At 68.0% G+C, this 26577-nt stretch carries 26 protein-coding genes and 2 pseudogenes; 15 read left to right on the forward strand and 13 right to left on the reverse strand.

The annotated features are described in order from the left end of the window. Positions 1-108 precede the first annotated feature (108 nt). On the forward strand, positions 109-882 hold the full coding sequence (locus ACFVIV_RS16045) for an acyl-[acyl-carrier-protein] thioesterase (RefSeq protein ID WP_379196804.1): 774 nt from the start codon (positions 109-111) through the stop codon (positions 880-882). A gap of 140 nt (positions 883-1022) precedes the next feature. Continuing rightward, complete coding sequence (locus ACFVIV_RS16050) at positions 1023-1541, forward strand: hypothetical protein (RefSeq protein ID WP_379196806.1); 519 nt, start codon at positions 1023-1025, stop codon at positions 1539-1541. Positions 1542-1600: 59 nt separating this feature from the next. Here ACFVIV_RS16050 and ACFVIV_RS16055 read toward each other — a convergent pair whose 3' ends face one another. Further along, positions 1601-3271, reverse strand: a complete 1671-nt coding sequence (locus ACFVIV_RS16055) for an FAD-dependent oxidoreductase (RefSeq protein ID WP_379196808.1) — start codon at positions 3269-3271, stop codon at positions 1601-1603. Between the two features lie 189 nt (positions 3272-3460). On the opposite strand from ACFVIV_RS16055, the gene ACFVIV_RS16060 reads away from it, so the two are divergent. Beyond that, positions 3461-3952 carry a SixA phosphatase family protein gene (locus ACFVIV_RS16060; protein WP_379196810.1) on the forward strand — a complete coding sequence of 164 codons (492 nt, stop codon included), beginning with the start codon at positions 3461-3463 and terminating at the stop codon, positions 3950-3952. Between the two features lie 11 nt (positions 3953-3963). Here ACFVIV_RS16060 and ACFVIV_RS16065 read toward each other — a convergent pair whose 3' ends face one another. Further along, the gene (locus ACFVIV_RS16065) at positions 3964-4161 is read right to left on the reverse strand and encodes a hypothetical protein (protein WP_379196812.1); all 198 of its coding nucleotides are present in this window, start codon (positions 4159-4161) and stop codon (positions 3964-3966) included. A gap of 73 nt (positions 4162-4234) precedes the next feature. Here ACFVIV_RS16065 and ACFVIV_RS16070 point away from each other — a divergent pair, with 73 nt between their 5' ends. The 4 genes from ACFVIV_RS16070 (at position 4235) to ACFVIV_RS16085 (ending at position 7518) form a co-directional block, all read left to right on the forward strand. Beyond that, complete coding sequence (locus tag ACFVIV_RS16070; RefSeq protein ID WP_379196813.1) at positions 4235-4603, forward strand: VOC family protein; 369 nt, start codon at positions 4235-4237, stop codon at positions 4601-4603. Between the two features lie 119 nt (positions 4604-4722). Beyond that, on the forward strand, positions 4723-5991 hold the full coding sequence (locus ACFVIV_RS16075) for an MFS transporter (RefSeq protein WP_379196815.1): 1269 nt from the start codon (positions 4723-4725) through the stop codon (positions 5989-5991). A gap of 64 nt (positions 5992-6055) precedes the next feature. Next, on the forward strand, positions 6056-6505 hold the full coding sequence (locus ACFVIV_RS16080) for a MerR family transcriptional regulator (protein ID WP_379196817.1): 450 nt from the start codon (positions 6056-6058) through the stop codon (positions 6503-6505). Continuing rightward, positions 6502-7518: an aldo/keto reductase gene (locus ACFVIV_RS16085; protein WP_379196819.1), complete on the forward strand. Its 1017-nt coding sequence runs from the start codon at positions 6502-6504 to the stop codon at positions 7516-7518. The genes ACFVIV_RS16080 and ACFVIV_RS16085 overlap by 4 nt, the downstream gene beginning before the upstream one ends. A gap of 18 nt (positions 7519-7536) precedes the next feature. On the opposite strand, the gene ribA is transcribed toward ACFVIV_RS16085, so the two are convergent. Together ribA and ACFVIV_RS16095 are read right to left on the reverse strand one after the other, a co-directional pair. Then, complete coding sequence (ribA, locus tag ACFVIV_RS16090; protein WP_379196821.1) at positions 7537-8154, reverse strand: GTP cyclohydrolase II; 618 nt, start codon at positions 8152-8154, stop codon at positions 7537-7539. A gap of 99 nt (positions 8155-8253) precedes the next feature. Then, on the reverse strand, positions 8254-9219 hold the full coding sequence (locus ACFVIV_RS16095; protein WP_379196823.1) for a GlxA family transcriptional regulator: 966 nt from the start codon (positions 9217-9219) through the stop codon (positions 8254-8256). Between the two features lie 113 nt (positions 9220-9332). Here ACFVIV_RS16095 and ACFVIV_RS16100 point away from each other — a divergent pair, with 113 nt between their 5' ends. The 4 genes and pseudogenes from ACFVIV_RS16100 (at position 9333) to ACFVIV_RS16115 (ending at position 12142) form a co-directional block, all read left to right on the forward strand. Then, entirely contained in the window at positions 9333-10286 is a 954-nt protein-coding gene (locus tag ACFVIV_RS16100; protein ID WP_379196825.1) for an NADP-dependent oxidoreductase, read from the forward strand. A gap of 85 nt (positions 10287-10371) precedes the next feature. After that, positions 10372-10856: pseudogene (locus ACFVIV_RS16105) on the forward strand (carboxymuconolactone decarboxylase family protein). 3 nt (positions 10857-10859) lie between these two features. Next, positions 10860-11174 (forward strand): GNAT family N-acetyltransferase, encoded by a 315-nt coding sequence (locus ACFVIV_RS16110; RefSeq protein WP_379196827.1) that lies wholly within the window; start codon positions 10860-10862, stop codon positions 11172-11174. Continuing rightward, positions 11171-12142: a pirin family protein gene (locus ACFVIV_RS16115; RefSeq protein WP_379196829.1), complete on the forward strand. Its 972-nt coding sequence runs from the start codon at positions 11171-11173 to the stop codon at positions 12140-12142. Before ACFVIV_RS16110 ends, ACFVIV_RS16115 begins: the two co-directional genes overlap by 4 nt. A gap of 66 nt (positions 12143-12208) precedes the next feature. On the opposite strand, the gene ACFVIV_RS16120 is transcribed toward ACFVIV_RS16115, so the two are convergent. Beyond that, positions 12209-13042 (reverse strand): helix-turn-helix transcriptional regulator, encoded by an 834-nt coding sequence (locus tag ACFVIV_RS16120; RefSeq protein WP_379196831.1) that lies wholly within the window; start codon positions 13040-13042, stop codon positions 12209-12211. Between the two features lie 101 nt (positions 13043-13143). On the opposite strand from ACFVIV_RS16120, the gene ACFVIV_RS16125 reads away from it, so the two are divergent. Continuing rightward, positions 13144-14193 carry an aldo/keto reductase gene (locus tag ACFVIV_RS16125; RefSeq protein ID WP_379196833.1) on the forward strand — a complete coding sequence of 350 codons (1050 nt, stop codon included), beginning with the start codon at positions 13144-13146 and terminating at the stop codon, positions 14191-14193. Between the two features lie 153 nt (positions 14194-14346). Here the strand turns inward: ACFVIV_RS16125 and ACFVIV_RS16130 are convergent, their stop codons facing one another. From ACFVIV_RS16130 to ACFVIV_RS16145, 4 genes are all read right to left on the reverse strand, one after another. After that, on the reverse strand, positions 14347-14817 hold the full coding sequence (locus ACFVIV_RS16130) for a PaaI family thioesterase (protein WP_379196834.1): 471 nt from the start codon (positions 14815-14817) through the stop codon (positions 14347-14349). 74 nt (positions 14818-14891) lie between these two features. Then, positions 14892-16406, reverse strand: a complete 1515-nt coding sequence (gene mqo / locus ACFVIV_RS16135) for a malate dehydrogenase (quinone) (RefSeq protein ID WP_379196836.1) — start codon at positions 16404-16406, stop codon at positions 14892-14894. A gap of 134 nt (positions 16407-16540) precedes the next feature. Next, complete coding sequence (locus tag ACFVIV_RS16140) at positions 16541-17083, reverse strand: hypothetical protein (RefSeq protein ID WP_379196838.1); 543 nt, start codon at positions 17081-17083, stop codon at positions 16541-16543. Positions 17084-17137: 54 nt separating this feature from the next. Next, the gene (locus ACFVIV_RS16145) at positions 17138-17656 is read right to left on the reverse strand and encodes a hypothetical protein (protein ID WP_379196840.1); all 519 of its coding nucleotides are present in this window, start codon (positions 17654-17656) and stop codon (positions 17138-17140) included. 140 nt (positions 17657-17796) lie between these two features. Between ACFVIV_RS16145 and ACFVIV_RS16150 the strand changes: the two genes are divergently transcribed. Beyond that, positions 17797-18483: a TetR/AcrR family transcriptional regulator gene (locus ACFVIV_RS16150; protein WP_379196842.1), complete on the forward strand. Its 687-nt coding sequence runs from the start codon at positions 17797-17799 to the stop codon at positions 18481-18483. Between the two features lie 16 nt (positions 18484-18499). Here the strand turns inward: ACFVIV_RS16150 and ACFVIV_RS16155 are convergent, their stop codons facing one another. Further along, a complete protein-coding gene (locus ACFVIV_RS16155) occupies positions 18500-19030 on the reverse strand; it encodes a CGNR zinc finger domain-containing protein (RefSeq protein WP_379196844.1) in 531 nt (176 codons plus the stop codon). Positions 19031-19069: 39 nt separating this feature from the next. Between ACFVIV_RS16155 and ACFVIV_RS16160 the strand changes: the two genes are divergently transcribed. Together ACFVIV_RS16160 and ACFVIV_RS16165 are read left to right on the forward strand one after the other, a co-directional pair. Beyond that, entirely contained in the window at positions 19070-20056 is a 987-nt protein-coding gene (locus ACFVIV_RS16160; protein WP_379196846.1) for a DMT family transporter, read from the forward strand. A gap of 178 nt (positions 20057-20234) precedes the next feature. After that, positions 20235-20918 carry a hypothetical protein gene (locus ACFVIV_RS16165; protein ID WP_379196847.1) on the forward strand — a complete coding sequence of 228 codons (684 nt, stop codon included), beginning with the start codon at positions 20235-20237 and terminating at the stop codon, positions 20916-20918. Here the strand turns inward: ACFVIV_RS16165 and ACFVIV_RS16170 are convergent. The 3 genes and pseudogenes from ACFVIV_RS16170 to ACFVIV_RS16180 form a co-directional block, all read right to left on the reverse strand. Then, positions 20915-21382, reverse strand: coding sequence for a hypothetical protein (locus tag ACFVIV_RS16170; protein ID WP_379196849.1), 468 nt, complete (start codon positions 21380-21382; stop codon positions 20915-20917). The genes ACFVIV_RS16165 and ACFVIV_RS16170 overlap by 4 nt on opposite strands. A gap of 311 nt (positions 21383-21693) precedes the next feature. Beyond that, positions 21694-25647, reverse strand: a complete 3954-nt coding sequence (locus ACFVIV_RS16175; protein WP_379196851.1) for a DNA-directed RNA polymerase subunit beta' — start codon at positions 25645-25647, stop codon at positions 21694-21696. A gap of 94 nt (positions 25648-25741) precedes the next feature. Next, positions 25742-26577 (reverse strand): annotated as a pseudogene (locus tag ACFVIV_RS16180) (DNA-directed RNA polymerase subunit beta); the annotation flags it as partial.

Below are 26577 nucleotides of genomic sequence, written 5' to 3' on the forward strand. Positions count from 1 at the left end.
ACAGAAGTAGAGGTGACTCGACGCGAGTGTGTGACGTACGCACCGTAAAGTCATGTCACAGCAAGCACCGCACGAAACGCGGCACACCGTGCAGCGCGAGGAGCACCAGTGTCAGTCGATCAGCCACTCGCCCCGCTTCCCCAGGAGGGCATGGGCTTCGCTGCCGCGTGGCCCGTCCGGGCCGGCGATGTGGATCCCTACCACCGGCTGCGCTTCGACGCGATAGCCCGCTATTTGCAGGATATCGCCTGGGAGGAAATGCATTCCGGATTCTTCCACCGCACCGATCCCGCGTGGATCGTGCGCCGCACCGTGGTGGACGTGGTGCGGCCCATCCACTGGCCGGATCGGGTGGAGCTGCGGCGCTGGTGTTCGGCCATGTCCACCCGGTGGACGAATATGCGGGTGCGAATCACCAGCGAGGACGGCGGTCTGATCGAGACCGAGGGCTTCTGGATCAATATCAACGAATCCACCAATATGCCGACCCGGATCAGCGACGAGGGGCTGGCCGAACTGGCCCGCACCACCGATGAGCACCGGCTGCGCTGGCGGCCCTGGCTGACCGACCACACGCCGCCGGAGAACGACACCGATCTCCCGTTTCCGGTGCGCGCCACCGATATCGACCAGTACAACCACGTCAACAATGCGGCCTACTGGCAGGCGGTGGAGCAGTACCTGGTGGATTATCCGAAGCTGGTGGCCGGACCGCACCGGGCGGTCATCGAGTACATCGCGCCGGTGTGGGCGCGCCAGCACATCAGCGTGCGCAGCCGCTACGAGCCGGGCGACCGCACCGGGCACCCCGCGCTGCGGCTGTGGTTCGTGGTCGGCGGCATCACCACCACGACGGTGCGGATCGGTCCGCTCCCGGGCTGAATCGGGGCACTCCCCGGGTTGATCGAATTCGCCTGTTCCATCGACATTCCCAGCGAATGTGACATTCGCTGGAGATTAGCCTGGCAGACTCGGCAGCGGGCCGATCACCAAGCGGTGATCGAGAACAGGAGATCGCCGGAATGAGACTCGCGCACATCACCCTGATCGCGGCAACGCCCGTGCTGATCGCCGGGCTGGTCGCCTGCGGCAATTCCTCGGATTCCACCAGCGGCACGACCACCCCGGCCGCGCGCAGTTCCGCGCCGGTGACCGGTACCAGCGCGCCGGCGCCCGTGAGCACCAGCGCCCCGGCGCCCGCGCCGCCGCCCACCACCGCACCGCCCGCCCCGCCGGCGCCGACCACCACCGCACCGCCCCCACCGCCGACGACCACGCCCGCGCCGGAACCGATCGCGGACGTCAACTGCGGTCCGGTCACCGACGCCGGCGGCGGCACCCGCACCGTCATCGCGGTGGGCACGCCGACCGGGCGGGTCGGGTGCACCGAAGCCATCAATGTCGCAACGGAATACGTGCAGACCATCAGCGATACCGATGTGGCCACCATCGACGGGTGGTCGTGCAATGCGCAGCCCGATGCCGCGGTGCCGTCCATGTGCGCCAAGGACGGCCTGCTCATCAACCTGCTCGCCAACTGACCCGCTGCGCGAAGCGGCCCCATCCGAATCCGGATGGGGCCGCCTGCTTTTTCGCCGACTCAGCCCTTGGCGGCCTTGAGCAGGTCCTCCAGGCTGGTGAACTTCACCCGCGGGCGGCCCGCGGCCTTGCCCGCGGTGCGCTCGGCCTGATCGATGGCCTTCCAGCCCTCGCGGCCGACCATATCCGGCTGCCGCTCGGCGAGCAGGGCGTCCAGCGCCGCGCGATTGCCTTGCGGGGCGGTCAGCCTGCCCTGCACGAAGTCCTCGACGAGCTGGTCCACGGTCTCCTGCGAATCGACCCGGTTGGAACCGATCACACCGCGCGGACCGCGCTTGATCCAACCCGAGACGTACACGCCCGGCACCGGCGCGCCCTCGGCGTCGACGACCCGGCCCTTGGCATTGGGGATGACGCCCCGGTTCTCGTCGAACGGGATTCCGGCGAGCGCCGCACCGCGGTAGCCGATGGAACGCAGCACCAGCGAGGCCTCCAGGGTGCCGGTGCGGTCCGAGGCGCGAGCCACGGTGCGGCCGTTCTCCTCGACGAGCTCGTTGTGCACGTACTCGACGGTCTCCACCTTGCCGTCGCCGGTGAGCGCGGTCGGGGACACCAGGTAGCGGAAGACGATTCGCTTGTTGCCCGGGGTCGGGGTGGTGGCCGCGTATTCCTGCGCGAGGGTGTACTTGAGCCGCAGCGACGGCTCGATCTCGGGATCGTCGAGCTCGGCCCGGCTCGCCGCGTCGAGCTCCAGCTCGGCGGGATCGATGACGACGTCCACGCCCTTCAGGTGCGCCAGCGCCAGGAACTCCGGCGAGCTGTAGGCGGCCTGCAGCGGGCCGCGGCGACCCAGCACCACGACCTCCCGGATATTGCTGGCGCGCAGCGCGTCCAGGGCGTGGTCGGCGATATCGGTCTTGGCCAGTTCGTCGGGATCGACGGTGAGCACGCGGGCCACGTCCAGCGCCACATTGCCGTTGCCGACGATGACGGCGCGCTCGCCGGAGAGGTCGAAGTGCCGGTCGGCGAAGTCCGGATGCCCGTTGTACCAGGCCACGAACTCGGTGGCGGACCAGCTGCCGGGCAGGTCTTCACCGGGCACATCGAGCTTGCGGTCGGTGGCGGCGCCGTGCGCGTAGAGCACCGCGTGGTGGTGGGCCAGCAGCTCCTCGTGCGAGATGTGCTTGCCGACTTCCACATTGAGCCGGTACTGCAGCGCCTCGCGCCGGAAGGCCGATTCGAACAGGCCCGCCACCGATTTGGTGCCCGGGTGGTCGGGGGCGACGCCGGCGCGCACCAGGCCGTACGGGGTGGGCAGCCGGTCGAACAGCTCCACCTCCACATCGGCGCGGCGCAGCAACTCCTCGGCCGCGTAGCAGGCGGCCGGGCCGGCGCCGACGATGGCGACGCGCAGGGTGCCCAGTTCCTTGGGCGCACGGCTGGGCGCGATCAGCGGCTCGAAGTTGGATTCGAGCGGGTGGCGCTCGAAGTACTGCGCGTTGATGTCACGGAATCTCGCCAGGGACGCGGTCAGGTCGTCCTCGGAGAAGATGGCGTCCACCGGGCAGGCGTCGACGCAGGCACCGCAGTCGATACAGGTGTCCGGATCGATGTAGAGCATTTCGGTGGTCGCGAACTCCGGTTGCTCCGGGGTGGGACGAATGCAATCGACCGGACATTCGGGTACGCAGCTGGCGTCGTTGCAACAACGCTGCGTGATCACATAGGCCATATCTCGCAGATCCTCGAAACAGTCGCGTGGTGCTCACTCCGCTCGGGCGTGAGTCGGGTGATTAGAACACGTTCTAATTTAGCGGTAGTCCCGCACCGGTGGTACTGCGGCGCCCCGCCCTCTTCAAGTGTGCCTCGAGTGTGAGGCCGGTCTCCTGTCGGCATCGATGTGACGCTTACCGTAATACCTATGGTGCGGACCCTCATCTTGATGCGGCACGGCAAATCCGGCTACCCGGAAGGCGTGGCGGACCACGACAGGCCGCTGGCGCCGCGCGGACAGCGCGAGGCCGGACTGGCGGGCGACTGGCTGCGCGAGACCCAGCCGGCGATCGACGCCGTGCTCTGCTCCACCGCGACACGCACCCGCGAAACGCTCGCGGCCACCGGCATCACCGCACCGGTGACCTTCGAGAAGGGCATCTACGAGGCGTCACCGCACACCCTCATCGAACTGGTCCAGCTCACCGACCCGGCCGTGGCGACGCTGCTGCTCATCGGCCACTCCCCCGGAATGCCGTGGACGGCATGGGAACTGGCGAGCAACCGCGGCTCCACGGCGGCCGAGGAACTCAGCCGCAAATTCCCCACCTCGGCGCTGGCGGTGCTCGAATTCGACCGGCCGTGGGCCGACGCGGATCCGGGCACGGGCGACCTGGTGCGGTTCCACGTGCCGCGCTGAACCGGCGGACGCTACTTCAGCACCCGCCACGCGAGCACGCCGCCGCCCAGCAGGAGCAGCAGCAGGGCCCAGCCGAAACCGGCGACCGCCCACACGACCCCGAACACCACGAGAATCGGCAGTGCGGCGATGGCGGCGATGACCGGGTTTTCCCGAACCGTCTCGAGTGCCGAGCGAGCCCGGACCCGATCGATGTCTTTTCCTGGCATGAACACCAGAGTAGGCGCGAAATGTGGATACGAACCGGGCATTCCGGTCGGTGTCGAGTGGCAGGCTGTGGCGATGGACTGGAAAATCGAGCTCGTCGCCATCCCCGTCACCGATGTGGACCGCGCCAAGGATTTCTACACCAAGATCGGCTTCAATGCCGATCACGACGCCTCCCCCAGCGAAGGCATTCGTTTCGTCCAGCTGACCCCGCCCGGCTCCGGTTGTTCCATCTGTATCGGCACCGGCATCACCCAGGCCGCCCCCGGCAGCGTGGAGGGCATGCAGATGGTCGTCGGCAGCGCCGAACAGGCCTACCAGCAACTGGTGGCGGCCGGCGTCGAAGCCACCCCCGTCAAGGACGAGGGCTGGGGCCTGTTCACCTACTTCGCCGATCCGGACGGCAACAAGTGGGCCGTCCAGGAGCTGCCGGAGCGCTTCTGATCATCGGCGCCGCGTCTCCAACCGCGTTGTCGCACTGAATATTCCGCGTTTGCCGAATCAGCAACGTTGCTTGTCGAAATCGGTTGCCCGGCCGGATTCTTCGGTCGGAGGTGATCCGAGTGGACACGACGACAACGGATGCGGTGAATCGAGTTGCGCCGGCGGCGCAGGAGAGCGAGAGGGCGCGCAACGGCCCCGGCGGGCGGCTGCCCATCGGGGTGTATCTGCTGGGGTTCAGCCTGTTCGCCATGGGCAGCGCGGAATTCCTGCTGGCCGGCGTCCTGCCGGCGGTGGCCACCGATCTGGACACCACGCTCTCCGCGGCCGGGATGCTGATCACCGCGTTCGCGCTGGGCGTGGTGCTCGGCGGGCCGCCGTTCGCGGTGCTGAGCCTGCGCTGGCCGCGCCGCACCGCGCTGGTGGTGACCCAGGCCGTCTTCGCGCTCAGCATTGTGGTCGGGCTGTTCGGCGACTACCGGGTCCTGCTGGTCACCCGGGTGATCTCGGGGATCGCCTATGCGGGATTCTTCGCGGTCGCGTCGGTGACGGCGATCGGCCTGGTGACGCCGGATCGCAATGCCCGCGCGTCCGGCGTGGTGGTCAGCGGGCTCAGCGTCGCCATGGTCGCGGGCGGCCCGGCGGGCACCCTGCTGAGCCATTTCACCGATTGGCGCGGTGGCTTCTGGGCGGTGGTGGCGCTCACGGCCGCCGGCATGATCGGCTGCCGCCTGGGTCTGCCCGCCGCCGAACCGGCCGCCGAACCGGCGGCCGAGCGGGCGGCCCGGCCGAGCGTGTCGCGGGAGCTCGCCACCATGCGGAAACCGCTGCTCTGGGGCGTCTACGCGATCACCATCCTGACCACGGCGGGATACATGATCACGTTCAACTTCCTGGCGGCCATGCTCGCCGACAACACCGGCCTGGGCGAGGTCTGGATTCCGGCCGTGCTCGCGCTCTTCGGCATCGGCGCGTTCGCCGGGCTGTCCGTCGGCGGGCGGATCTCCGATCGACGTCCGCACTTCGCGCTGATCACCGGCGCGGTGGCGATCGTAATCCTTTCCGTGGTCCTGGTTTTCGCGATCGAGTCGGCGTGGGCCGCGGTGCCCGTCGTCTTCCTGCTCGGCATTGCGGCGTTCGTGCTGAACCCGGCGATCTACGGGCGCGTGTTCGCCCTCGCGGGCGATGCGCCGATGCTGGCGGGCGCCACCACCGTTTCGGCCTTCCAGCTGGGGATCAGCATCACCCCGGTGCTGGCGGCCGTCGCTCTCACCCGCGATGCCGCGCTCACCTCGGTGTGCCTGATCGGCGCGGTCCTGGCCGCGGCGGCCGTCCCGTTCATGCTCGTGGACCGCGCCCGGCGGGCCCCGGCGGTCGTGGCGGCAGAATAGGTCTTGCTTGGAGTGCACTCCAGGTGGCTAGCGTCATTGCCGTTCCACAGAAAGGGCGAGATCGGTGAACGCACCAGTGCAGCGGGGGGCGGAGTACGAGCGGCCGCGGTATTCGATCGGAGAGGTCTCCGATCGGTGCGGGCTCACCCGCGACACGCTGCGCTGGTACGAGCGCATCGGGTTGATGGACTACGTCGGCCGGGATCATTCCGGGCAGCGGCGGTTCAGCGACCGGGATCTGGATTGGCTGGAGCTGATCGGGAAACTGCGCCGGACCCGCATGTCGGTGGCCGACATGGTGGTCTACGCGGAACTGGTCCGGGCCGGCGACCACACCTTCCCGCAACGGCTGGACATGTTCCGCAAGACCCGCGCCGAGGTGCTCGCCCAGATCGAGGAACTGCAGGAAACCGTGGCCGTACTCGACTGCAAGATCGCCAACTACGAGGGCAATCCGGCGGTAGATTGGCGGGCCGTGGTGAAAAGACGTGCCGGCGAAGGGATTCAGACATGACGACCACACAGGTTCTGCCCACCACCGCGCTGGGCGCGGACGGCACCCGCGTCGGTGTGCAAGGCTTCGGGGCAATGGGGATCAGCGAGTTCTACGGGGCCAGCGATCTCACCGAATGCCGGGCCACCCTGGACAAGGCGCTCGAACTGGGCGTCACGCTCTTCGACACCTCGGATATGTACGGCAGCGGGCACAATGAGGAATTCCTCGGCGAATTCGTGCGCGCCAATCGCGAGAACGTGGTGCTGGCAACGAAATTCGGGCTGGTGCGCAAGGCGGAGGATCCACGCTACCGGGGCATCGACAACTCGCCGGAGTACATCCGCCGCGCGGTCGACGCCAGCCTGACGCGGCTCGGCATCGACGTCATCGACCTGTACTACATGCACCGCAAGCAGGACGGCGTGCCGGTCGAGGAGACCGTCGGCGTCATGGCGGAACTGGTGCGGCAGGGCAAGGTCCGGCAACTCGGGCTGTCCGAGGTGACCGGCGCGGAGCTGCGGGCGGCGCACGCCGTGCACCCGATCGCGGCGGTGCAGTCGGAGTGGTCGCTGTTCTCCCGCGATGTGGAGCGCACCGTCGTCCCGGCCGCCGCGGAGCTCGGCATCACCTTCGTGCCGTACTCCCCGCTCGGCCGCGGCTTCCTCACCGGAACCATCACCGCCGACAGCGTGCCGCCGGAAGGCGATGTGCGCCGGGGCTTTCCGCGCCTGAGTGGCGAGAACGCCGTCCGCAACACCGAACTGCTGGCGCCGCTGCGCGCCATTGCGGAGGCGCGCGGCCGCACCCTCGCCCAGGTCGCGCTGGCCTGGGTGCACGCCCGCGCCGGGGTGCACGGCCTGTCGGTGGCGCCGATTCCGGGCACCCGCAGCCGCACCCGGCTCGCGGAGAATGTCGCGGCGGCGACCGTGACCCTCACCGGCGACGAGCTCGCCACCCTGGAACCGATCGCCGCGCAGGTGCGCGGCGACCGCTACGCCGATATGAACTTCACCCAGGCCGGGCGCGAATAGCGCCGTGCCGCAACGAAGCTAACCGGCCAGGCTGATGGTGTGGCCGGTGTGCTCGGCCTTCGCGCGCAGGTAGCGCAGGTTGTCCGGCGTGGAATGCACTCCGGTGGGCACGATGTCGCGCACGGTCAGGCCGTGCCCGGTCAGCTGGCGCGGCTTGTCCGGATTGTTGGTGAGCAGATCCAGCTCGGAAACGCCCAGGGCCGCGAGCATTTGGGCGGCCGCGGTGTAGTCGCGGGCGTCCTCCGGCAGGCCCAGGGCGGTATTGGCCTGGTAGGTGTCGAGGCCGGAGTCCTGGAGCGCGTACGCGTCCAGCTTGTTGTAGAGCCCGATATCGCGGCCCTCCTGGCGCAGATAGAGCAGGATGCCGCCGGCTTCGGCAATGCGTTCCACGGCCTCGCGCAACTGCGGGCCGCAATCGCAGCGGGCGGAGCCGAAGACATCGCCGGTCAGACATTCGGAGTGCAGCCGGACCAGCGGCGTCGCGCCGGGATCGCCGAGGATCAGGGCGAGGTGTTCGCGGCCGTCGGCCAGGCCGTCGAAGGTGACCGCCCGGGCGGTGGTCGTGTAACCGTCGGCGAAGGTCAATGGGATCTGCACGCGGGTGCGCACACTCGCGTCGGCAGAAGAGAGGCTCATGGCTGCTCCGAATCGCAGGGAACCGTACTGATCAACACCGAACCAGGTGGTGCGAGCGGTTATTCCCCCGCGGCGCTGTGACCGGCGTCCCGCGGTGACTCAGGCCACCCGGAAGGTGCGGCGATAGGAATTCGGCGAGGTGCCCAGGACCGCGCGCATGTGCTGGCGCAGCGAATTGCCGGTGCCGAAGCCGGAACGATGCGCGACCAGGTCGATGCTCAGATCGGAGTTCTCCAGCAGATCGCGGGCGCGGTCCAGGCGCTGGGCGGTCAGCCAGCGGCCGGGGGTGGTGCCGACCTCGTCGCGGAAGCGGCGGGTGAAGGTGCGCACGCTCACCCGGGCGTGGGATGCCATGTCCTCCAAGGTGATCGGCTCCTCGAGCCGATCGAGGACCCAGGCCCGGGTGGGGGCCGTCGAGGCGGCGGAGGGTGCGGGGACGGGGCGTTCGATGAACTGCGCCTGACCGCCGTCGCGCCAGGGCGGGACCACCATGCGGCGGGCGGCGCGGTTGGCGACGGCCGTGCCGTGATCGCGGCGCACCAGATACAGGCACAGGTCCACGCCCGCCGCGACCCCGGCGGCGGTGAGGACATCACCGCTGTCCACGAACAGCACATCCTCGTCCAGGCGCACGCGGGGATAGGCCCGGCGGAATTCCTCGGATCGCATCCAATGCGTGGTGGCCGGTAGACCGTCGAGCAGCCCCGCGGCGGCCAGCACATAGCTGCCGGTGCAGAAGGACACCAGGCGCGTGCCCGGCCGGATGCGGGCGAACGCCGCGGCGAGCGGCGCGGGCAGCGGACCGCCGGTCTGCAGGTCGCCGAGTTCCTCGACGGGCGGCACGATCACCGTGTCCGCGGTGGCCAGGATGTCGGGGCCGTGGTCGACGGCCACCAGCATCCCGTCATAGGTGCGCACCGGCCGCCCGTCGACGCTGCACACCTGGACCTCGTAGAGCGGGTCGTCGTCGTTGGCGAACCCGAAAACCCGCTTCGGAATGCCGAGTTCGAAGACGGGCGAGGTTTCGAGCGCGAGCACGACGACGCGATGCGGCAGAACGGGCATGGCCAGATCCTGTCATATGTTGTCCAAATGGTCAGTACCGGCGGGGTTCGCCGGACGGCAATCTGGTCTCCGCTCGCCCGACCGGGCCGGCTCATCGGAGGAAGGAAACCACTGTGACCAGCGGAGAAACCATGCGCGCCATTGTCGTCCGGGAATGGGGCGGGCCGGAGACGCTCACCCTGGCCGAGATCGAGCGGCCCGAGCCCGGTTTCGGGGAAATCCTGGTGCGGGTGCATGCGGCGGGGGTGAATCCGGTGGACTGGAAGACGCGTGCCAGCGGAGCGCTCATCGGCTGGGGCGAGATTCCGATCGTGGGCTGGGACGTCTCCGGCACCGTCGCCGCCGTCGGCCCGGGCGTCACCGTGTTCCGGCCCGGTGACGAGGTGTTCGGGATGCCGCGCTTCCCGCAGCAGGCGGGCGGTTACGCCGAGTACGTGACCGCGCCGACGCGGCACTTCGCGGCCAAGCCCGAGCGGATCGATCATGTGCAGGCGGCCGCGCTGCCGCTGGCGGCGCTCACCGCCTGGCAGGGTTTGATCGACACCGCGGGCCTGCGGCACGGGCAGCGTGTGCTGATTCATGCCGCGGCGGGCGGCGTGGGGCATCTCGCGGTGCAGATCGCAAAGGCGCACGGCGCCCACGTGATCGGCACCGCCCGCGCCGAGAAGCACGAGTTCCTGCGGAGTCTCGGCGCGGATGAGGTCATCGACTACAGCACAACCGATTTCGCCGCGGTGGCCGGCCAGGTCGACGTGGTGCTGGACGCCATCGGCGGTGACTACGGCGTCCGTTCGCTACCGCTGGTGCGCCGCGGCGGTCATCTCGTGTCGCTGCCCACCGCCGATGACGTGCCCGATGCCGAGCAGGCGGCGGCGCGGGGCGTGCACATCGGCTGGACGGTCGTCGAAGTCGATTCGGCGGGCCTGCGCGCCATCGCGGATCTGGTCGACAAGGGCGAGCTGCGCGCCGAGATCGACACCGTGCTGCCGCTGGCCGAGGCGGCGAAGGCGCACGCCTATGGCGAGACCGGCCGCGCCCGCGGGAAAATCGTTTTGCAGGTCGTTTAGCAGCCGTTCCGCCCCGCTGTTCGCAATCCGGAGGGCACGGTTCGTTTTCTCGGCTTACTATGCGTCCACTATGCAGTCGACCGTAATGCACGACCGGATCTGGTTGGACAAGCAGACGCCCGAGGTCTTCCACGCGCTCAACAATGTCGCGCTGGCGGTACGCACTGCCGCCGCCGGAGTCGATTTGGGGCGGGCGGTGATGGAACTGGTGAATGTGCGCGTATCCCAGCTGAATGGCTGCGCCTTCTGCCTGGCTGCGCCTTCTGCCTGGATGTGCACCACCGGGCCGCCCTCGACGCCGGAGTCACATCGCAGCAACTGGCCGTGCTGGACGCCTGGCGGCGCAGCCCGAACCTGTATTCCGAACAGGAACAGGCGGCGCTGACTCTGGCCGAAGCCGTCACCGCGCTTCCCGATGAGGGAATCCTCGAGCATGAGTATGCTGCTGCGCGGCAACACTTGTCGGATGACCAGATGTCTGTCCTCATCTGGGCCGCGACCACGATCGGCGCGTTCAATCGCGTGTCGATTTTGAGCAAACATCCGGTGCGGGTGCGGAAGGAGAATTGAACCATGAGCGAACAGGCCGTGGCGGCCGCCGTCGTTCGTAACGACGCGCAACACCGATACGAGGTGTGGTACGGAAACTCGCTCGCCGGCTTCGCCGAATATCGTGAGCGCGATGATGACGACACCGTGTTCGTCCATACCGAGGTGGACAATGCCTTCGGCGGAAAAGGACTCGGTTCCCTGCTCGCCCACGACGCGATTACCGATGTGATCGCCCGCGGGCGCGCCATCGTGCCGCGCTGCCCGTTCATCAAGAGCTGGCTGGACAAGCATCCCGAATTCGACGAGCACGTCGTCGGCAAGGGCATCAAAAGGTGAGCGACCTGGAGCTGAAGCCGGAGGAATCGCTGTGCGAATCCTCCGGCAGGCCCGGGCCGCGCACGGTGTTCTTCCCGGCGCGCGAGGTGCCGCTGGGCGGGGTGCGCGGGGTGACCGTGCACCGGTCGCTGCCACAGCGGGATCTGCCCACGGTGGGCGCGTGGTGCTTCCTGGACAACTTCGGCTCCGACTCCCCCGCCAAACCCCGAGGGCACGATATCGATCCGCATCCGCACATCGGATTGCAGACCGTCACATGGCCTTTGGACGGCCGCATCCGGCACCGCGACAGCGTCGGATCGGATGTGGAGATCTGGCCCGGCCAGCTCAACATCATGACCTCCGGGCGCGGTATCGCGCATTCGGAGTACCGGGTCGAAGGGCACCAGTCCGGTCGCGGCCTGCAGCTGTGGATCGCGCTGCCCGGTGAAAGCCGGGACGTGGCACCGCATTTCGAACAGCACCGGGACCTGCCGACCTTCGATCTGCCCGGTGTGCACGGCACCGTGCTCATCGGCGAACTGGCCGGGGCGAAGTCACCGGCCACCGCCTACACCCCCATCGTCGGCGCGGACCTGCGTCTCGAAGCGGGTGCGGCGGTATCGATTCCGCTGAACCCGGAGTTCGAGCACGCCCTGCTGGTGGTCGACGGCGCGATCACCGCCGACGGCACGCCCGCCGAGCCCGAGTCGCTGCTCTATCTGGGCGGCGACCGGCCCGAAATCCATCTCACCAGCGCCGCGGGCGCGCACCTGCTGTTCCTGGGCGGCGAGCCGTTCGGCGAGGATCTGGTGATGTGGTGGAACTTCGTGGCCCGCAGCCACGAGGAGATCGAGGCGGCCCGCAACGACTGGGAGAACCATGATCTCGATCGGTTCCCCGATATCGCCGGGCACACTCCCGAGCAGCGCATACCCGCGCCGCCATTGCCGGGCCTCCACCTGAAGCCGCGCAAACGGCGCTGCTGAGCAGCAACAACTCCAACGACCTCCGCAACACCTAGTCATCCCGGCGGTTCGGAGTCGCGATCAGGGCTACGACGTCAGCGATTGGGTGCCGATGACTCGCAGCAGGTCGAGCTTCTCCTGGGTGTCGGTACCGGGCTTCGGGTAGTAGACCAGCAGATGGCGGGTGGCGCTCGCGGTGAGCAGCGGCTCGCAGATCAGTTCCAGCAGACCGACTTCCGGATGGATCACGCGCTTGTGCAGCCCGGTGCGGTCGCCGACCTCGTGCCGCTGCCAGAGTTCGTCGAATTCCGGGCTGGCGGAACGCAATCGGGCGACGAGCTCGGTGATGTCGGCGTCGCCGGCGCGGCGGGCGGCGGTGGCGCGCAGGTCGGCCACGTGCTTGTGGGCGAGCAGTTCCCGGTCGGATTCCGGGAAGCGCAGGCGCCCTTCGGGTCTGGTGAACCAGAGCCAGGGGATGCAGCGGTCCAGACCGCGGGCGTGGGTGAAATCGCCGGACAGCAGGATGTGCATGCGGTTCTGCACCAGGACCTCGCCCATATCGGAGATGACGCAGGCCGGGGTGTCGTCGAGTTTGGCCAGCACGTGCAGGATGCCGGGCCCGACATGGGTGTCCCCGTGGGCGGGCGGCTGCTGGCCGCTCAGGTGATAGAGGTGATCGCGTTCGGTGTCGGTCAGGCGCAGGGTGCGGGCCAGGGCGGCCAGCACCTGGGTCGACGGGCGCGGGCCGCGGGCCTGTTCCAGGCGCGTGTAGTAGTCGGTCGACATGCCGGCGAGCATGGCCACCTCGTCGCGGCGCAGGCCCGGCGTGCGGCGGCGCAGCCCGGGCGGCAGGCCCACGGCGGCCGGTTGCAGGGCTTCGCGGCGGCGGCGCAGGAAGTCGGCTAGTTCGTCGCGGTTCACCGTTCCACTGTCCCGCAGCGCGGGCCCGCGATCCAGGGATTGGCGATCCCCCGATGGGCTGTACCTGCTATTTCCCATCGGGACGGCGCAGGGTGGAGGCCATGACCAACTCCCTCACCACCGTCGCGCTCGGCGCGACCGGGCCCGCGGTATCCCGTATCGGCCTCGGCGCGATGGGCATGTCCGGCATGTACGGCGACAGCGACGACGCCGTCTCGATCGCCACCGTGCACGCCGCGCTCGACTCCGGGGCGACCCTGATCGACACCGGGGACTTCTACGGCATGGGCCACAACGAATGGCTGCTGCGGCGGGCGCTGGCCCAGCGCGAGCGCGAGGACTACCAGCTCAGCGTGAAGTTCGGGGCGCTGCGCGGACCCGATGACAGCTTCGGCGGCGTGGACACCCGGCCGGAGGCGGTGCGCAACTTCCTCGCCTATTCGCTGCAGCGGCTCGGTGTGGACCACATCGACATCTACCGGCCCGCCCGGCTGGACCCGGCCGTGCCCATCGAGGAGACCGTCGGCGCGATCGCCGAGATGGTGAAGGCCGGATACGTGCGGCACATCGGGCTCTCCGAAGTCGGCGCGGAGACGCTGCGGCGGGCCGCCGCCGTGCATCCGATCGCCGATCTGCAGATCGAGTACTCGCTCATCTCGCGCGGTATCGAAGCCGAGATCCTGCCTGCCGCACGGGAACTCGGGATCGGCATCACCGCCTACGGCGTGCTCTCGCGGGGCCTGCTGAGCGATTCACTGCGCACCGGGCAGCCCTTGGCCGCCAACGATTTCCGCGCCCACAGCCCGCGCTTCCAAGGCGAGAACCTCACCGCCAACCTGCGACTCGTCGACGCGCTCGCCGAGATCGCGGCCCGGCACGGCGTCAGCGTGGCGCAGCTGGCCATTGCCTGGGCACTGTCGCGGGGCGCGGACATCGTGCCGATCATCGGCGCGCGACGTCCCGAACGCTGGACCGAAGCCGTTGGCGCACTGGATATCCGGCTCACCGAGGCGGAACTGGCCGCCATCGAGGCCGCCGCGCCCGCGGACCGGGTCGCCGGCGAGCGCTACGCCACCGCGCAGATGGCAATGCTCGACAGCGAGCGCTCCCCCGCCTCCCCGGATCTTCAGCGCACGGCTCGGGAGCCGTAGCGAGTCGAGTACGCGTAGCGGCGGTCGAGCGCCAAGCCGAATTCGGCCGTACCCGGCGAGGTACCCCTGGCGGCACGAGATCAGCAGTCACCTGCGCAACGCACTGAGCGACCCGGTGCGCTTCCCCACGCACCGGGTCCGCATTCCGGTCGTCTACTTTCTGCGGGGGCGGATCACCGCGGTGAACGCGGCTGCCGCGACGGCCTTTCCGGTGTTGTCGGTAATGCGCACCGGCACCACGAGTTCGATCTCGGTGCGGGACTCGATATCCGCGCGGGTCTTGGCGATGGTCTCCGCCGTCAGCTCCGAGGTGGCCAGGAACGGCCCGTTCTCGCCCTTGGCGCGCGCCAGGTATTCAATCTTGCCGTCGCGCGCCACGATGAAGGTCTCGCCCATCAGGTCCACGATGCCGGAGATGGACGCGCCCATGGCGGCGGTCTCGGCGAGGCCGAAGAGCACCGCGGCGTGCAGGTCGCCATTGTGGTTGAGGTGCTCCGGCTTCGGAGCGATGTTCACCAGATTGCGGCCGCTGGCGAACTCCACCGCCTCGATGCCGGTGTACTGGATGAACCCCAGCTTCTTGAAGCCGGCCATCACCAGATCACCCATGGTGGCGCTATCCATCGCATCTCCTGCAGCCCGAGAAATTGAAACGTGTTCTAAATTTCATACCGGCTACGGGAGGGCTTTGTCCATGGTCAGCCGGAGACGGGTGCGGCCAGGCCGAGCGTCTCCGCGGTGCGAGTCATGGTGTAGCGCGCGAATTTGGGATCGGCGGCCAGCGGGCGGCCGAAGGTCGGGATGAGCTCGCGCAGGATGGTGGTCCAGTAGTGCCAGCGGTGCGGGAAACTGCGTTCCAGCAGATCCAGCAGGATGGCCGGGGCGGTGGAGGCGCCGGGCGAGGCCCCGAGCACGGCCGCGATCGAACCGTCCTGTGCGGTAATGACTTCGGTGCCGAATTGCAGCGCGCCCTTACCGGTGGCCGGATCGCGCTTGACGATCTGGGCGCGCTGACCGGCGGTGATCATGGTCCAGTCGTCGAGGCTCGCGGCCGGCGCGAATTCGCGCAGGGTGGCCAGCTTCTTGTGGCGCGTGGCCGCCACCTGGGACGCCAGCAGCCAGATCAGGTCGAGATTGTCCTTCATCATCCCGGCGAGCGGGCCCAGATTGTGCGGGCGCAGCGAGGCCGGTGCATCGAGCAGCGAACCGTTCTTCAGGAATCGCGGATTGATTCCGGCGTACGGGCCGAAGAGCACGGACCGCTTGCCGTCGACGATACGAGTATCCAAGTGCGGCATGGACATCGGCGGCGCACCCACCGGAGCCTTGCCGTAGACCTTGGCATTGTGGCGTTCCACCACCTCCGGAACATCACAGCGCAGAAAACGCCCGCTGACCGGCAACAGCCCGTAACCGCGCGCCTCCGGAATCCCCGCCTTCTGCAACAGCTTCAGCGCCCAGCCGCCGGTCCCCGCGAAGACGAAACGAGCATCCACCTTGTAGGTGAAGCGATCCCGATCCGTCCAATGGTGAACCTTCAACAGCCAGGAGCCGTCATTGTTCTTGCGCATCCCCCACACCTCATTGCGCCGATGCACCGCGACACCGGATCGTTCGAGGTAGTGGATCATCTGATCGGTCAGCGTCCCGAAATCGATATCACTGCCGGTGATGTCGTGCGTGGCGGCAATGGGCTCGCCGCCCGTGCGCTCCTCGGTCAGCAGCGGCGCCCAGTCCCCGATCCGCTCGACCTTGTCGCTGAACCGCATGGACGCGAACAAGGGGTGCGCGGAGAGCGTTTCGTGCCGCTTGCGCAGAAAGTTCACCTCCTCCGCGCCCTGCACGAAGGTCATGTGCGGCACCGGATTGATGAAAGACTCCGGCTTGCGCAGGATTCCGGCCTCCACCAGCGTCGCCCACAACTGCCGGCTCAACTGGAACTGCTCATTGACGGTGATCGCCTTCGCGATATCGATAGCGCCGTCCGGCTTTTCCGGGGTGTAGTTGAGCTCACACAATCCGGCATGTCCGGTGCCCGCATTGTGCCAGGCCGCCGAAGCCTCCTGCGCCACTTCGGGCAGTCGTTCGAACACCGCGATCGACCAGGTCGGTTCGAGATGCCGGAGCAGAATCCCGAGCGTGGCACTCATAATCCCGCCGCCGACCAGCGCCACATCATAGGGCCGCGCGGTCGGCTGCGTCTTGGTCGTCATGGTTCTTCAGACCCCCGTAGGATTCGTACAGCGTAGGGGCACGCTAACAGGATCCAGATACCCGCGCCGCCCCGCCGATACACCGCGAGAGCCCCGCCGGATAACCGGCGGGGCTCTCGCTGGAGCGGGGTGGGTCAGCCGAAGTAGGCGGTGGCGGCGGGGGTCAGCAGCAGGACGATGGCGGCCACGGCGCCGACGGTGGCGAGCGGGAAGCGGACCAGCACCAGCGGGCGCACCCAGCGGCTGTAGCCGGCGCTCGCCGCGGCGATCACCGCGGTCGCGTCGATGGCGCGAGCCTGCGGATCGGCGGACTTGTCCAGGGCGGCACGGGTGTACCGGACCGCGAAGACCTGGCTGGCGGTAATGAAGCCGACCACCAGCAGCACCAGCGCTTCGGCGATCAGCACGACCGGGCGGGCGGTGCCGGTGAGGGTCAGCGCGGCCATGACGGCCAGGCCGGCGGCAATGCCCATGGCGAAGGCGAACTCCCACACCGCTTCGTTGAATCGAATGCCGTGACGGGCCAGCACATCCGGGTTGTGCCCCTGCCTGGAGACCTCCGCTTCGGCGGCTTGCTGGGCCCGGCGACCGGTGGCGGCGACGAGCACGGGGATGACGATCATGGTGGCGGCGAGCAGCAGTTGCAGGACGGCGGCTGCGGTGACGGCGGCGGGCATCTCGAGTCTCCCGGGGATGATAGGTGGGCCGAACGGCAGTGTGGGACAAAAGGTTCAGGCGATGACCAGCAGCACCAGGCCGAGGATGGCGCCGGCGAAGACCACGGTGTTGCGGACGGTCTGCAGGGTCCAGGTCCAGGCCGGGAAGCCGCCCTCGGCCGCCGCGATCAGCGTCGGGACGTCGATGCGGGCCAGCTCCGGATCGTTCTTGCGGGCGAAGGCCGCGGTCACCGACTGCACGGCGGTCAGATTGCTGTAGACGATGACGCAGTTGGCCAGGAGCAGCAGCGTGAGCACCGCGTAGTTCACCGGGCGCAGCCAGTCGAAACCGGCCAGGTTCAGCCCGGCGAAGACGACCAGCAGGGTGGCGATGCCGCCCGGGGCCCACCACTCGTGGCCGCTGGCGTCGAAGCGCATGCCGTTCTCGCGCAGGGCGGTGGTGCGCACGCCCTGGCGGGCCAGTTCGCCCTCGGCGACGGCCATGGCGTGGGCGCCGTAGCGATTGCGGACGAACGGCATGCTCAGGAAAGCGGCGGCGGCGGCGATCTCGATGGCGGCGATGACGGCGTTCATTTCATTCTCTTCTCTGCTGCGGCCCGGGCTCCCCGATCCGTCTTGAACTTTGTGCAAGTACCGTAACCCATGACTTGAACTAAGTGCAAGCGATTTCTTGAACTTTGTGAAAGTGCCTGGTGAGGGCCTATGGTGGGGGCATGGCACGGGATACCCTGACCAAGGAACAGATCGTCCGCACCGCCATCGAGCTGCTCGATGCGGAGGGGCTGGACGGGCTCAATATGCGCAGCCTGGGCAAGCGCCTGGACGCGGCGGCGACCGCCATGTACTGGCATGTGAAGAACAAGGACAACCTGGTCCGGCTGGCCACCGACGAGGTCTGGGGGGAGATCGAACTACCGGATATCGACTTCCTGGAATGGCGCACCGCCGCGGAAGCCGTCGCCTACGGCATGTACGAGATGATCATGCGGCACCCGTGGATCGTGCAGGCGCTGTCCGGGTATCTGCTCTACGGGCCCAACAAGTCCCGGCACGACGATCTGGTGCTGGATCTGTTCGAACGCGCGGGATTCGACGAGATCGAAGCCGATCAGGCGGCCGCGAGCATCTTCATGTTCGTACTCGGCAATGCGGTGGGCGCGGCGGCGAACGTATCGCTCAACCGCAAACTGAGCCGGGACGGCGCGAATGCCGAGGCGCGGATGAACGAGGCCATGGCCGAGGCCACCGCGGTCGCCAGGCAGTTCCCACGACTGCGCACCCGCATCGAACGTGCGGCGGCCACCGACTACAACGCCGCGCCCGACCGCAGTTTCGAGTTCGGGCTGACGATTCTGCTGGACGGGTTCAGCGATCGGATCGAGGATCTGAAATCGTTGTAGGGCAGGAGTTTTCGCACTACTTCTTGCGGGCGCGATAAGCCGCGACGGCGTTACGATTACCGCAGGCGGTGCTGCAATAGCGGCGAGAACGGTTGCGGGACAAGTCCAGCACAATGCCCTCGCACGCGCTGTCCGCACAGACGGACAGGCGGCTGAGCTCGTCGGCGCGAATCAAATCGATCATCGCCATGGCGGTTTCGACGGCAATGCGGACATCCAGCGGGGCCTCCGGCGGGACCGCGTGAATGTGATAGTCGAGATCGTCGTGGCGCACCAGCCGCGGCACCGCGCGGTGCGCGGCCAGGATGTCGTTCACCAGGACGACCGCGGTATCCCGGTCGGCGGTGAGCAGCCGGCGCATGGGGGCGCGCTGGGCGCGCACGGCGGCCAGCTCCGCGGCATCGCCGGTGCGGGCGCCGGTATAGCCGTGCCGCACGAAAAAGTCTTTCAGCTGGCCGGTTTCGGTCATGGTGTCCGGATCCTCGGCCGAGTTCACCAGCTCCACCGCGGCGGCCAGCGCCGCACCGGTGTCATGGGTAAAAGACATGTTGACATATTACACCCGGCGGCCTTAGCGTCATTAGTCATGACGACGATGACTCATGACACGCCGGTTCGGAACCACCTTCGAGCCGGGCTGCTCTTCGCCCTGCTGTCGGCGTCGTCGTTCGGACTGTCCGGTCCGCTGGCGCGCGGGCTCATGAACGCGGGCTGGAGCCCGGCGGCCGTGGTCACCGTGCGCGTCCTGCTCGGCGGGCTCGTGCTGCTGCCGATCGCCCTGTACCAGCTGCGCGGCAACTGGAATCTGCTGCGCCGCAACGTATCCCTGCTGCTCGGCTACGGCCTGCTCGCCGTCGCGGGCGCCCAGCTCGCCTACTTCAACGCCGTCGCGCACATGGATGTCGGCGTCGCGCTGCTCGTCGAATACACCGCGCCCGTCGCGGTCATCGTCTGGTTGTGGCTGCGCCACCAGCAGCGGCCCGGCCGGGTCACCGTGCTCGGCGCGCTCATCGCCGTCGTCGGCCTGATCCTCGTGCTGGACCTGATCTCCGGCGTCGACACCAGCTGGATCGGCATCGCCTGGTCACTGGGCGCCATGGTCGGCGCCTCCGCGTACTTCATCCTCTCCGCCCGCGGCGACACCGAGGTGCCCGGATCCGTGCTGGCCACCAGCGGTCTGCTCATCGGCGGCCTGGCCATCCTGGCGGCCGGACTGGTCGGAGTCGTGCCCATGCGCACCGCTGCGGCGGAGGTGAGCTTCCAGGGCTTCACCACGCAATGGTGGGTTCCGGTGCTCACACTGGGCGTGGTGACGGCCTCGCTGTCCTACATGACCGGCATCGCCGGCGCCCGCAGGCTCGGCTCCCGTCTGGCCTCCTTCGTCGCCCTCACCGAGGTGCTGGCGGCCATCGTCTTCGCCTGGGCGCTGCTCGGCCAGACTCCCCGGCCGATCCAACTGCTCGGCGGCGCACTGATTCTCATCGGCGTCGTGGTCGTCAAGCTGGGCGAGCCCGCCGAAACCACCACGGCCACAGCGGAAACCGCACCGGTCAGCGACCCCGCCGCCGCGTGACCCGCGGCCGGTCCCCCCGTGTGCGGGTGGACCGGCCGTCTCGTGCGGGCCACCGGTGCAATCCGGCCGCTGTCCCCGGGTGCGCATATGCGCCGCGCGACTTTCGATCTCCCCCGGATACGGGTACCTTCATCGGCAAACCACGGGTCCGCAGGCCCGCAACGGGAGAGAAACCAGCATGGGATTCACCAAAACGATTGCGCCCGCGCTCCTTTGCGTGATGGCCGCGATCACCACGGGCACCGCGACCGCCGCACCCGCCCCGGAACAACCGGCCTTGAAGGTCGAGGGCACCGATCACGCAATCGCCTACCAGGTGGCGCTGACCGAGGACAAGCGCGCCGCCGTCAGCACGCTGCAGGCAGGCCGCTTCCTCGCCACCTGGGACGGCGAAGCAGTGCTCGTCACCGACGACGCCGGTCTCGAAGTCGCCACGCTGCCTTTGAAATACGAGGTAGCCGGCAAGACTCTCGACCTGGCCCCGGCCATCGAGGACGGCGGCCGCCGCCTCACCCTGACTCCCGCCAACCAGTCCGAGACCCCGCTGCGCGACATCAACGCCCAGCAGCAGTTCTTCGACGTCGTCCAGGCCAACCTGCCCGGCGTCCTCACCGGCGCGGCCATCGGCGGCGCGATCGGCTTCGTCCTCGGCTTCCCCGCGGGCCTGTTCGTCCTGGACTTCATCACCATCCCGATCACCACCACCGTGGGCGCGATCATCGGCGCGTTCGTCGGCCTCCAGCAGTCCGGCGGCCAGCCCGCCGTGGACGCCGCCCTCACCTACGCCGAATCCCTCGTCCCCGGCGCGGCCAATGCCATCCGCCCGGCCTTCGAAGCCCTCCCGGAACCCCAGCCGCGCTAGCGCACGAACCCCAGCGAGTCGATCGCCATGGCGTTGTCGGAGTAATACCAATTCCCATTCATCGCCATGGCGAGCTCGAACTGCAACACATGCCCACTCCCCGGGCCGGAATAGATCTCCCACAACGTATTCGGCAGCCCGGTCACCAAACTCACGCTCCCGTCCGACCACTCGAACCGCCCCGACGTGAGCACCACATCACCGCGCCAAGGCAATTCGGCTTCGAACCGCCCCGAGACAATCCCCGGCAGCAGCGGACTCGAACACTCCCACACCTCGGCCGTCCGCCGAATGCTCTGCCCCGCACTCCCGGTCCCCGGCACCCGCTCCGCCGTCATCACGCCACCGCGAAAACACCCGCCCAGCTCGGTATCCGCCGGTGTCGCCGCCGCGGGCAAGGTCGCCGACCCCACCGCCGCCAGACCACACGCCACCATCACGAACACCCGCTGAGCTGCGTTCATAGCAGGAGCGTAACCCACCAACCACACCCGGTCCGGCGATCCGGCAACACCCGAACACACCCTCCGCCACTACGGCCGCCACCCCACTCACCCCAGCCACAGCCGGACCGCCCCACCCCAGCCACAGCCGCTACCGCACTCACCCAGCCACGGCCGGATCGCCGCACCCCGGTTACGGCCGCACCGCACTCACCCACTGCGGCCGCCACCGCACTCGACCCCGCGGCGGCCGTGCCACCCCCTCCCCCAAAAGCATTCGGCCCCCGCTCCGTTCAGGAGCGGGGGCCGAATGTTTCTTGCTTCGCTAAGGCTTAGCGGTAGTCGCTGAAGCCGTAGTCGTCGAGCGGCACCGCGGCACCGGTGGTGGTGCCGAAGCCGTCCGGCGTGTAGTAGGTGTCGTCGTAGGACGGCACCGCGTACGCGGCCTGGCGGGCTTCCTCGGTGGGCTGGACCTGGATGTTGCGGTAGCGGTTGATACCGGTACCGGCCGGGATCAGCTTACCGATGATCACGTTCTCCTTCAGGCCGATCAGCTTGTCGGAGCGGCAGTTGATCGCGGCGTCCGTGAGCACGCGGGTGGTCTCCTGGAAGGAGGCCGCCGACAGCCACGAATCGGTCGCGAGCGACGCCTTGGTGATACCCATGAGGACCGGGCGACCCGAGGCCGGCTCGCCGCCCTCGGACACCACGCGACGGTTCGAGCCCTCGAACTCGGCGCGCTCCACCAGCGAACCCGGGAGGAACTCGGTCGCACCCGAATCGATGATGGTGACCCGGCGCAGCATCTGGCGGACGATCACCTCGATGTGCTTGTCGTGGATGGACACACCCTGCGAGCGGTACACCTCCTGGACCTCGTGGACCAGGTGGATCTGCACCTGACGCGGACCCATGACGCGCAGCACCTCGTGCGGATCGGCGGAGCCCTCCAGCAGCTGCTGGCCGACATCCACGTGATCGCCGTCGGCGAGCAGACGCTCGGAACCGTCCTCGTGCTTGAACACCCGCAGACGCTGACGCTTCGACAGCTTGTCGTACACGACCTCGTCCGAACCGTCGTCCGGAATGATCGTGATCTTGTAGAAGCGATCGTCGTCTTCCAGGCGCACGCGACCCGACACCTCGGCGATGGGGGCCTTGCCCTTGGGCACACGAGCCTCGAAGAGCTCCTGCACGCGGGGCAGACCACCCGTGATGTCGTCACCCGCGACACCACCCTGGTGGAAGGTACGCATGGTCAGCTGGGTACCGGGCTCACCGATGGACTGCGCGGCGACGATACCGACGGCCTCACCGATGTCGACCAGCTTGCCGGTCGCCATGGAGCGGCCGTAGCAGGTGGCGCAGACGCCGGTGCCGGTGGTGCAGGTCAGCACGGAGCGGACCTTCACCTCGGTGATGCCGGCGTCGAGCAGCGCCTCCAGGGCGGGATCGCCCAGGTCGTGGCCCTTCTCGACCACCACGTTGCCGTTCGCGTCGACCGCGTCGGCCGCGAGAGTACGTGCGTACGTGGAGGTTTCGACGTGCGCATCACGAATGATGGTGCCGTCGGCCAGCTTCTCCGCGATCGGGACGACAATGCCACGCTCGGTGCCACAGTCGGTCTCGCGCACGATGACGTCCTGCGACACGTCCACCAGACGACGGGTCAGGTAACCCGAGTCGGCGGTGCGAAGCGCGGTGTCGGCCAGACCCTTTCGCGCACCGTGGGTGTTGATGAAGTACTCCAGAACCGTCAGGCCCTCACGGAAGGAGGACTTGATCGGCCGCGGGATGAACTCACCCTTCGGGTTGGTGACCAGACCCTTCATACCGGCGAGGGTACGAGTCTGGGTGAAGTTACCGGTCGCGCCCGAGTCGACGATCGTAATGATCGGGTTGTCGGCCGGGTAGTGCGCGCGCAGCGCCTTACCGACCTCTTCGGTCGCTTCCTGCCAGATCTTGACCAGGGCGTTGTTGCGCTCCTGGTGATCGAGCGCACCACGCTGGTACTTCTTCTCGATCTGATCCGACTGCGCCTCGTAGCGCTCCATGATCTCCGCCTTCTCCGGCGGAACGAGCACGTCCGACATGGAGACGGTGACGCCGGAACGGGTGGCCCAGTAGAAGCCCGCGTCCTTCAGCTTGTCGACGGTCTGCGCGACGACGATCATCGGATAGCGCTCGGCGAGATCGTTGATGATCGCGGCCTGGCGCTTCTTCGGCATCGGCTCGTCGATGAACGCGTAGTCACCGGGGAGCAGATCGTTGAAGAGCACGCGGCCCAGCGTGGTCTTGGTGGTCCACGCATCGCCGCGCTGCCAGCCATTCGGGAACAGCTCGGCCTCGACGTCCTTGGGCGGGCGCTGATCGGTCAGGCGGACCTTGATCAGCGAACGCACGGTGAGCTCACCGCGGTCCACGGCCATCTGCGCCTCGGCGGGCGAGGAGTAGACGCCGAACTCGGCCTCGTCCTTGGTGGCCGCGCGGTACTCGCCCTTGGCGCCCTCTTCCAGGCGGGTCAGGTAGTACAGACCGGTCACCATGTCCAGACGCGGCATGGCGAGCGGACGACCCGAGGCCGGCGACAGGATGTTGTTCGAGGACAGCATGAGAATGCGCGCCTCGGCCTGCGCCTCCGCCGACAGCGGCAGGTGCACGGCCATCTGGTCACCGTCGAAGTCGGCGTTGAACGCCTCACACACCAGCGGGTGCAGCTGGATGGCCTTGCCTTCGACCAGCAGCGGCTCGAAGGCCTGGATACCCAGGCGGTGCAGGGTGGGCGCGCGGTTCAGCAGCACCGGGTGCTCGGCGATGACCTCTTCGAGGACATCCCACACCTGGGGACGCTGCCGCTCGACCATCCGCTTGGCGGACTTGATGTTCTGCGCGTGGTTGAGATCCACCAGGCGCTTCATGACGAACGGCTTGAACAGCTCGAGCGCCATCAGCTTGGGCAGACCGCACTGGTGCAGCTTCAGCTGCGGACCGACCACGATGACCGAACGGCCCGAGTAGTCGACACGCTTGCCGAGCAGGTTCTGACGGAAACGACCCTGCTTGCCCTTGAGCAGATCGCTCAGCGACTTCAGCGGGCGGTTACCCGGACCGGTGACCGGGCGACCACGACGGCCGTTGTCGAACAGCGCGTCCACCGACTCCTGCAGCATCCGCTTCTCGTTGTTGACGATGATCTCGGGCGCACCCAGATCGATCAGTCGCTTGAGGCGGTTGTTGCGGTTGATGACGCGGCGGTACAGGTCGTTCAGGTCGGAGGTCGCGAAGCGGCCACCGTCCAGCTGCACCATCGGGCGCAGCTCCGGCGGGATCACCGGCACGGCGTCGAGGACCATGCCCATCGGCGAGTTGCCGTTGGTCTGGAACGCGGCGACGACCTTCAGGCGCTTGAGGGCGCGCAGCTTCTTCTGGCCCTTGCCCGTGCGAATGGTCTCGCGCAGGTTCTCGGCCTCGGCCTCGATGTCGAAGTTCTCCATGAGCTTCTGGATGGCTTCGGCACCCATGGCGCCGGTGAAGTACTCGCCGTAGCGGTCCTGCAGCTCGCGGTAGAGCACCTCGTCGACGATGAGCTGCTTCACCGACAGCTTGGTGAAGGTGGTCCAGATCTCGTCGAGACGATCCAGCTCGCGCTGGGCGCGGTCGCGCAGCTGACGCATTTCGCGCTCGCCGCCGTCCTTGACCTTGCGGCGCACGTCGGACTTGGCGCCCTCGGCCTCCAGCTCGGCCAGATCGGCTTCCAGCTTCTGCGCACGCGCCTCGAGGTCGGCGTCACGCTGGTCGGCGACCTGCTTCTTCTCGACCTCCATCTCGGCCTCGAGAGTGGAGAGCTCGTTGTGGCGCAGCTCGTCGTCGACGCCCACGATCACGTAGGCGGCGAAGTAGATGATCTTTTCCAGATCCTTGGGAGCCAGGTCGAGCAGGTAGCCCAGGCGCGACGGGACGCCCTTGAAGTACCAGATGTGAGTGACCGGCGCGGCCAGCTCGATGTGGCCCATCCGCTCACGGCGCACCTTGGCGCGGGTCACCTCGACGCCACAGCGCTCACAGATGATGCCCTTGAAGCGGACGCGCTTGTACTTACCGCAGTAGCACTCCCAGTCCCGGGTGGGACCGAAGATCTTCTCGCAGAAGAGGCCGTCCTTCTCCGGCTTCAGCGTGCGGTAGTTGATGGTCTCCGGCTTCTTGACCTCACCGAAAGACCAGTTGCGGATGTCTTCAGCGGTGGCCAGGCCGATCCGGAGTTCATCGAAGAAGTTGACGTCTAGCACGTAACTTCCTTTCCCCTGTTCGGGTTGAGTATGAGCAAAAGTTCGCTAAATCCGTTGCCCGGGAACGCCCCTCGGCGTTCCCGGACCGATCGCTCTACTGCGCCAGGTCGTCGACCGTCGCAGCCTCGTTGCGGGACAGGTTGATACCCAGGTTCGCCGCAGCACGCTCGAGGTCTTCGTCGTCGCCGTCGCGCATCTCGATGGCCGCGCCGTCCGAGGACAGCACCTCCACGTTGAGGCACAGCGACTGAAGCTCCTTCAAGAGCACCTTGAACGACTCCGGAATACCCGGCTCCGGAATGTTCTCGCCCTTGACGATGGCCTCGTAGACCTTCACGCGGCCGACCACGTCATCGGACTTGATGGTGAGCAGTTCCTGCAGCGTGTAAGCCGCGCCGTAGGCCTGCATGGCCCAACATTCCATTTCACCGAAGCGCTGACCACCGAACTGCGCCTTACCACCCAGCGGCTGCTGCGTGATCATGGAGTACGGGCCGGTCGAACGCGCGTGGATCTTGTCGTCGACCAGGTGGTGCAGCTTCAGGATGTACATGTAGCCCACGGCCACCGGGTACGGGAACGGCTCGCCGGAGCGGCCGTCGAGCAGCACCGCCTTGCCGTCGTCGTTGATCATCCGCTCGCCGTCGCGGTTCGGCAGGGTGGAACCCAGCAGACCGGTCAGCTCGTCCTCACGCGCACCGTCGAACACCGGGGTGGCGATATTGGTGTCGGCTTCCTGGCCGAGCATCTCCTCGGGGAGATTCTTGGCCCAGTCCGGGGCGCCCTCGACCTGCCAGCCGGTCTTGGCGATGTAACCCAGATGGGTTTCCAGCACCTGGCCGATGTTCATACGACGCGGCACGCCGTGGGTGTTCAGGATGATGTCGACCGGGGTGCCATCGGGCATGAACGGCATGTCCTCCACGGGAA

Source organism: Nocardia sp. NPDC127526, assembly GCF_042672265.1.
Classification (GTDB): Bacteria; Actinomycetota; Actinomycetes; order Mycobacteriales; family Mycobacteriaceae; genus Nocardia.

What these genes read in the sequence shown, in the direction of transcription:
- ACFVIV_RS16130 (WP_379196834.1), bottom strand. Translation starts at nt 14,817, where the DNA reads ATGGATAGCGCCACCATGGGTGATCTGGTGATGGCCGGCTTCAAGAAG.
- ACFVIV_RS16160 (WP_379196846.1), top strand. Translation starts at nt 19,070, where the DNA reads ATGACGACGATGACTCATGACACGCCGGTTCGGAACCACCTTCGAGCC.
- ACFVIV_RS16145 (WP_379196840.1), bottom strand. Translation starts at nt 17,656, where the DNA reads ATGAACGCCGTCATCGCCGCCATCGAGATCGCCGCCGCCGCCGCTTTC.
- ACFVIV_RS16070 (WP_379196813.1), top strand. Translation starts at nt 4,235, where the DNA reads ATGGACTGGAAAATCGAGCTCGTCGCCATCCCCGTCACCGATGTGGAC.
- ACFVIV_RS16165 (WP_379196847.1), top strand. Translation starts at nt 20,235, where the DNA reads ATGGGATTCACCAAAACGATTGCGCCCGCGCTCCTTTGCGTGATGGCC.
- ACFVIV_RS16085 (WP_379196819.1), top strand. Translation starts at nt 6,502, where the DNA reads ATGACGACCACACAGGTTCTGCCCACCACCGCGCTGGGCGCGGACGGC.
- ACFVIV_RS16110 (WP_379196827.1), top strand. Translation starts at nt 10,860, where the DNA reads ATGAGCGAACAGGCCGTGGCGGCCGCCGTCGTTCGTAACGACGCGCAA.
- mqo (WP_379196836.1), bottom strand. Translation starts at nt 16,406, where the DNA reads ATGACGACCAAGACGCAGCCGACCGCGCGGCCCTATGATGTGGCGCTG.
- ACFVIV_RS16060 (WP_379196810.1), top strand. Translation starts at nt 3,461, where the DNA reads ATGGTGCGGACCCTCATCTTGATGCGGCACGGCAAATCCGGCTACCCG.
- ACFVIV_RS16170 (WP_379196849.1), bottom strand. Translation starts at nt 21,382, where the DNA reads ATGAACGCAGCTCAGCGGGTGTTCGTGATGGTGGCGTGTGGTCTGGCG.
- ACFVIV_RS16155 (WP_379196844.1), bottom strand. Translation starts at nt 19,030, where the DNA reads ATGTCTTTTACCCATGACACCGGTGCGGCGCTGGCCGCCGCGGTGGAG.
- ACFVIV_RS16095 (WP_379196823.1), bottom strand. Translation starts at nt 9,219, where the DNA reads ATGCCCGTTCTGCCGCATCGCGTCGTCGTGCTCGCGCTCGAAACCTCG.
- ACFVIV_RS16050 (WP_379196806.1), top strand. Translation starts at nt 1,023, where the DNA reads ATGAGACTCGCGCACATCACCCTGATCGCGGCAACGCCCGTGCTGATC.
- ACFVIV_RS16150 (WP_379196842.1), top strand. Translation starts at nt 17,797, where the DNA reads ATGGCACGGGATACCCTGACCAAGGAACAGATCGTCCGCACCGCCATC.
- ACFVIV_RS16140 (WP_379196838.1), bottom strand. Translation starts at nt 17,083, where the DNA reads ATGCCCGCCGCCGTCACCGCAGCCGCCGTCCTGCAACTGCTGCTCGCC.
- ACFVIV_RS16055 (WP_379196808.1), bottom strand. Translation starts at nt 3,271, where the DNA reads ATGGCCTATGTGATCACGCAGCGTTGTTGCAACGACGCCAGCTGCGTA.
- ACFVIV_RS16125 (WP_379196833.1), top strand. Translation starts at nt 13,144, where the DNA reads ATGACCAACTCCCTCACCACCGTCGCGCTCGGCGCGACCGGGCCCGCG.
- ACFVIV_RS16065 (WP_379196812.1), bottom strand. Translation starts at nt 4,161, where the DNA reads ATGCCAGGAAAAGACATCGATCGGGTCCGGGCTCGCTCGGCACTCGAG.
- ribA (WP_379196821.1), bottom strand. Translation starts at nt 8,154, where the DNA reads ATGAGCCTCTCTTCTGCCGACGCGAGTGTGCGCACCCGCGTGCAGATC.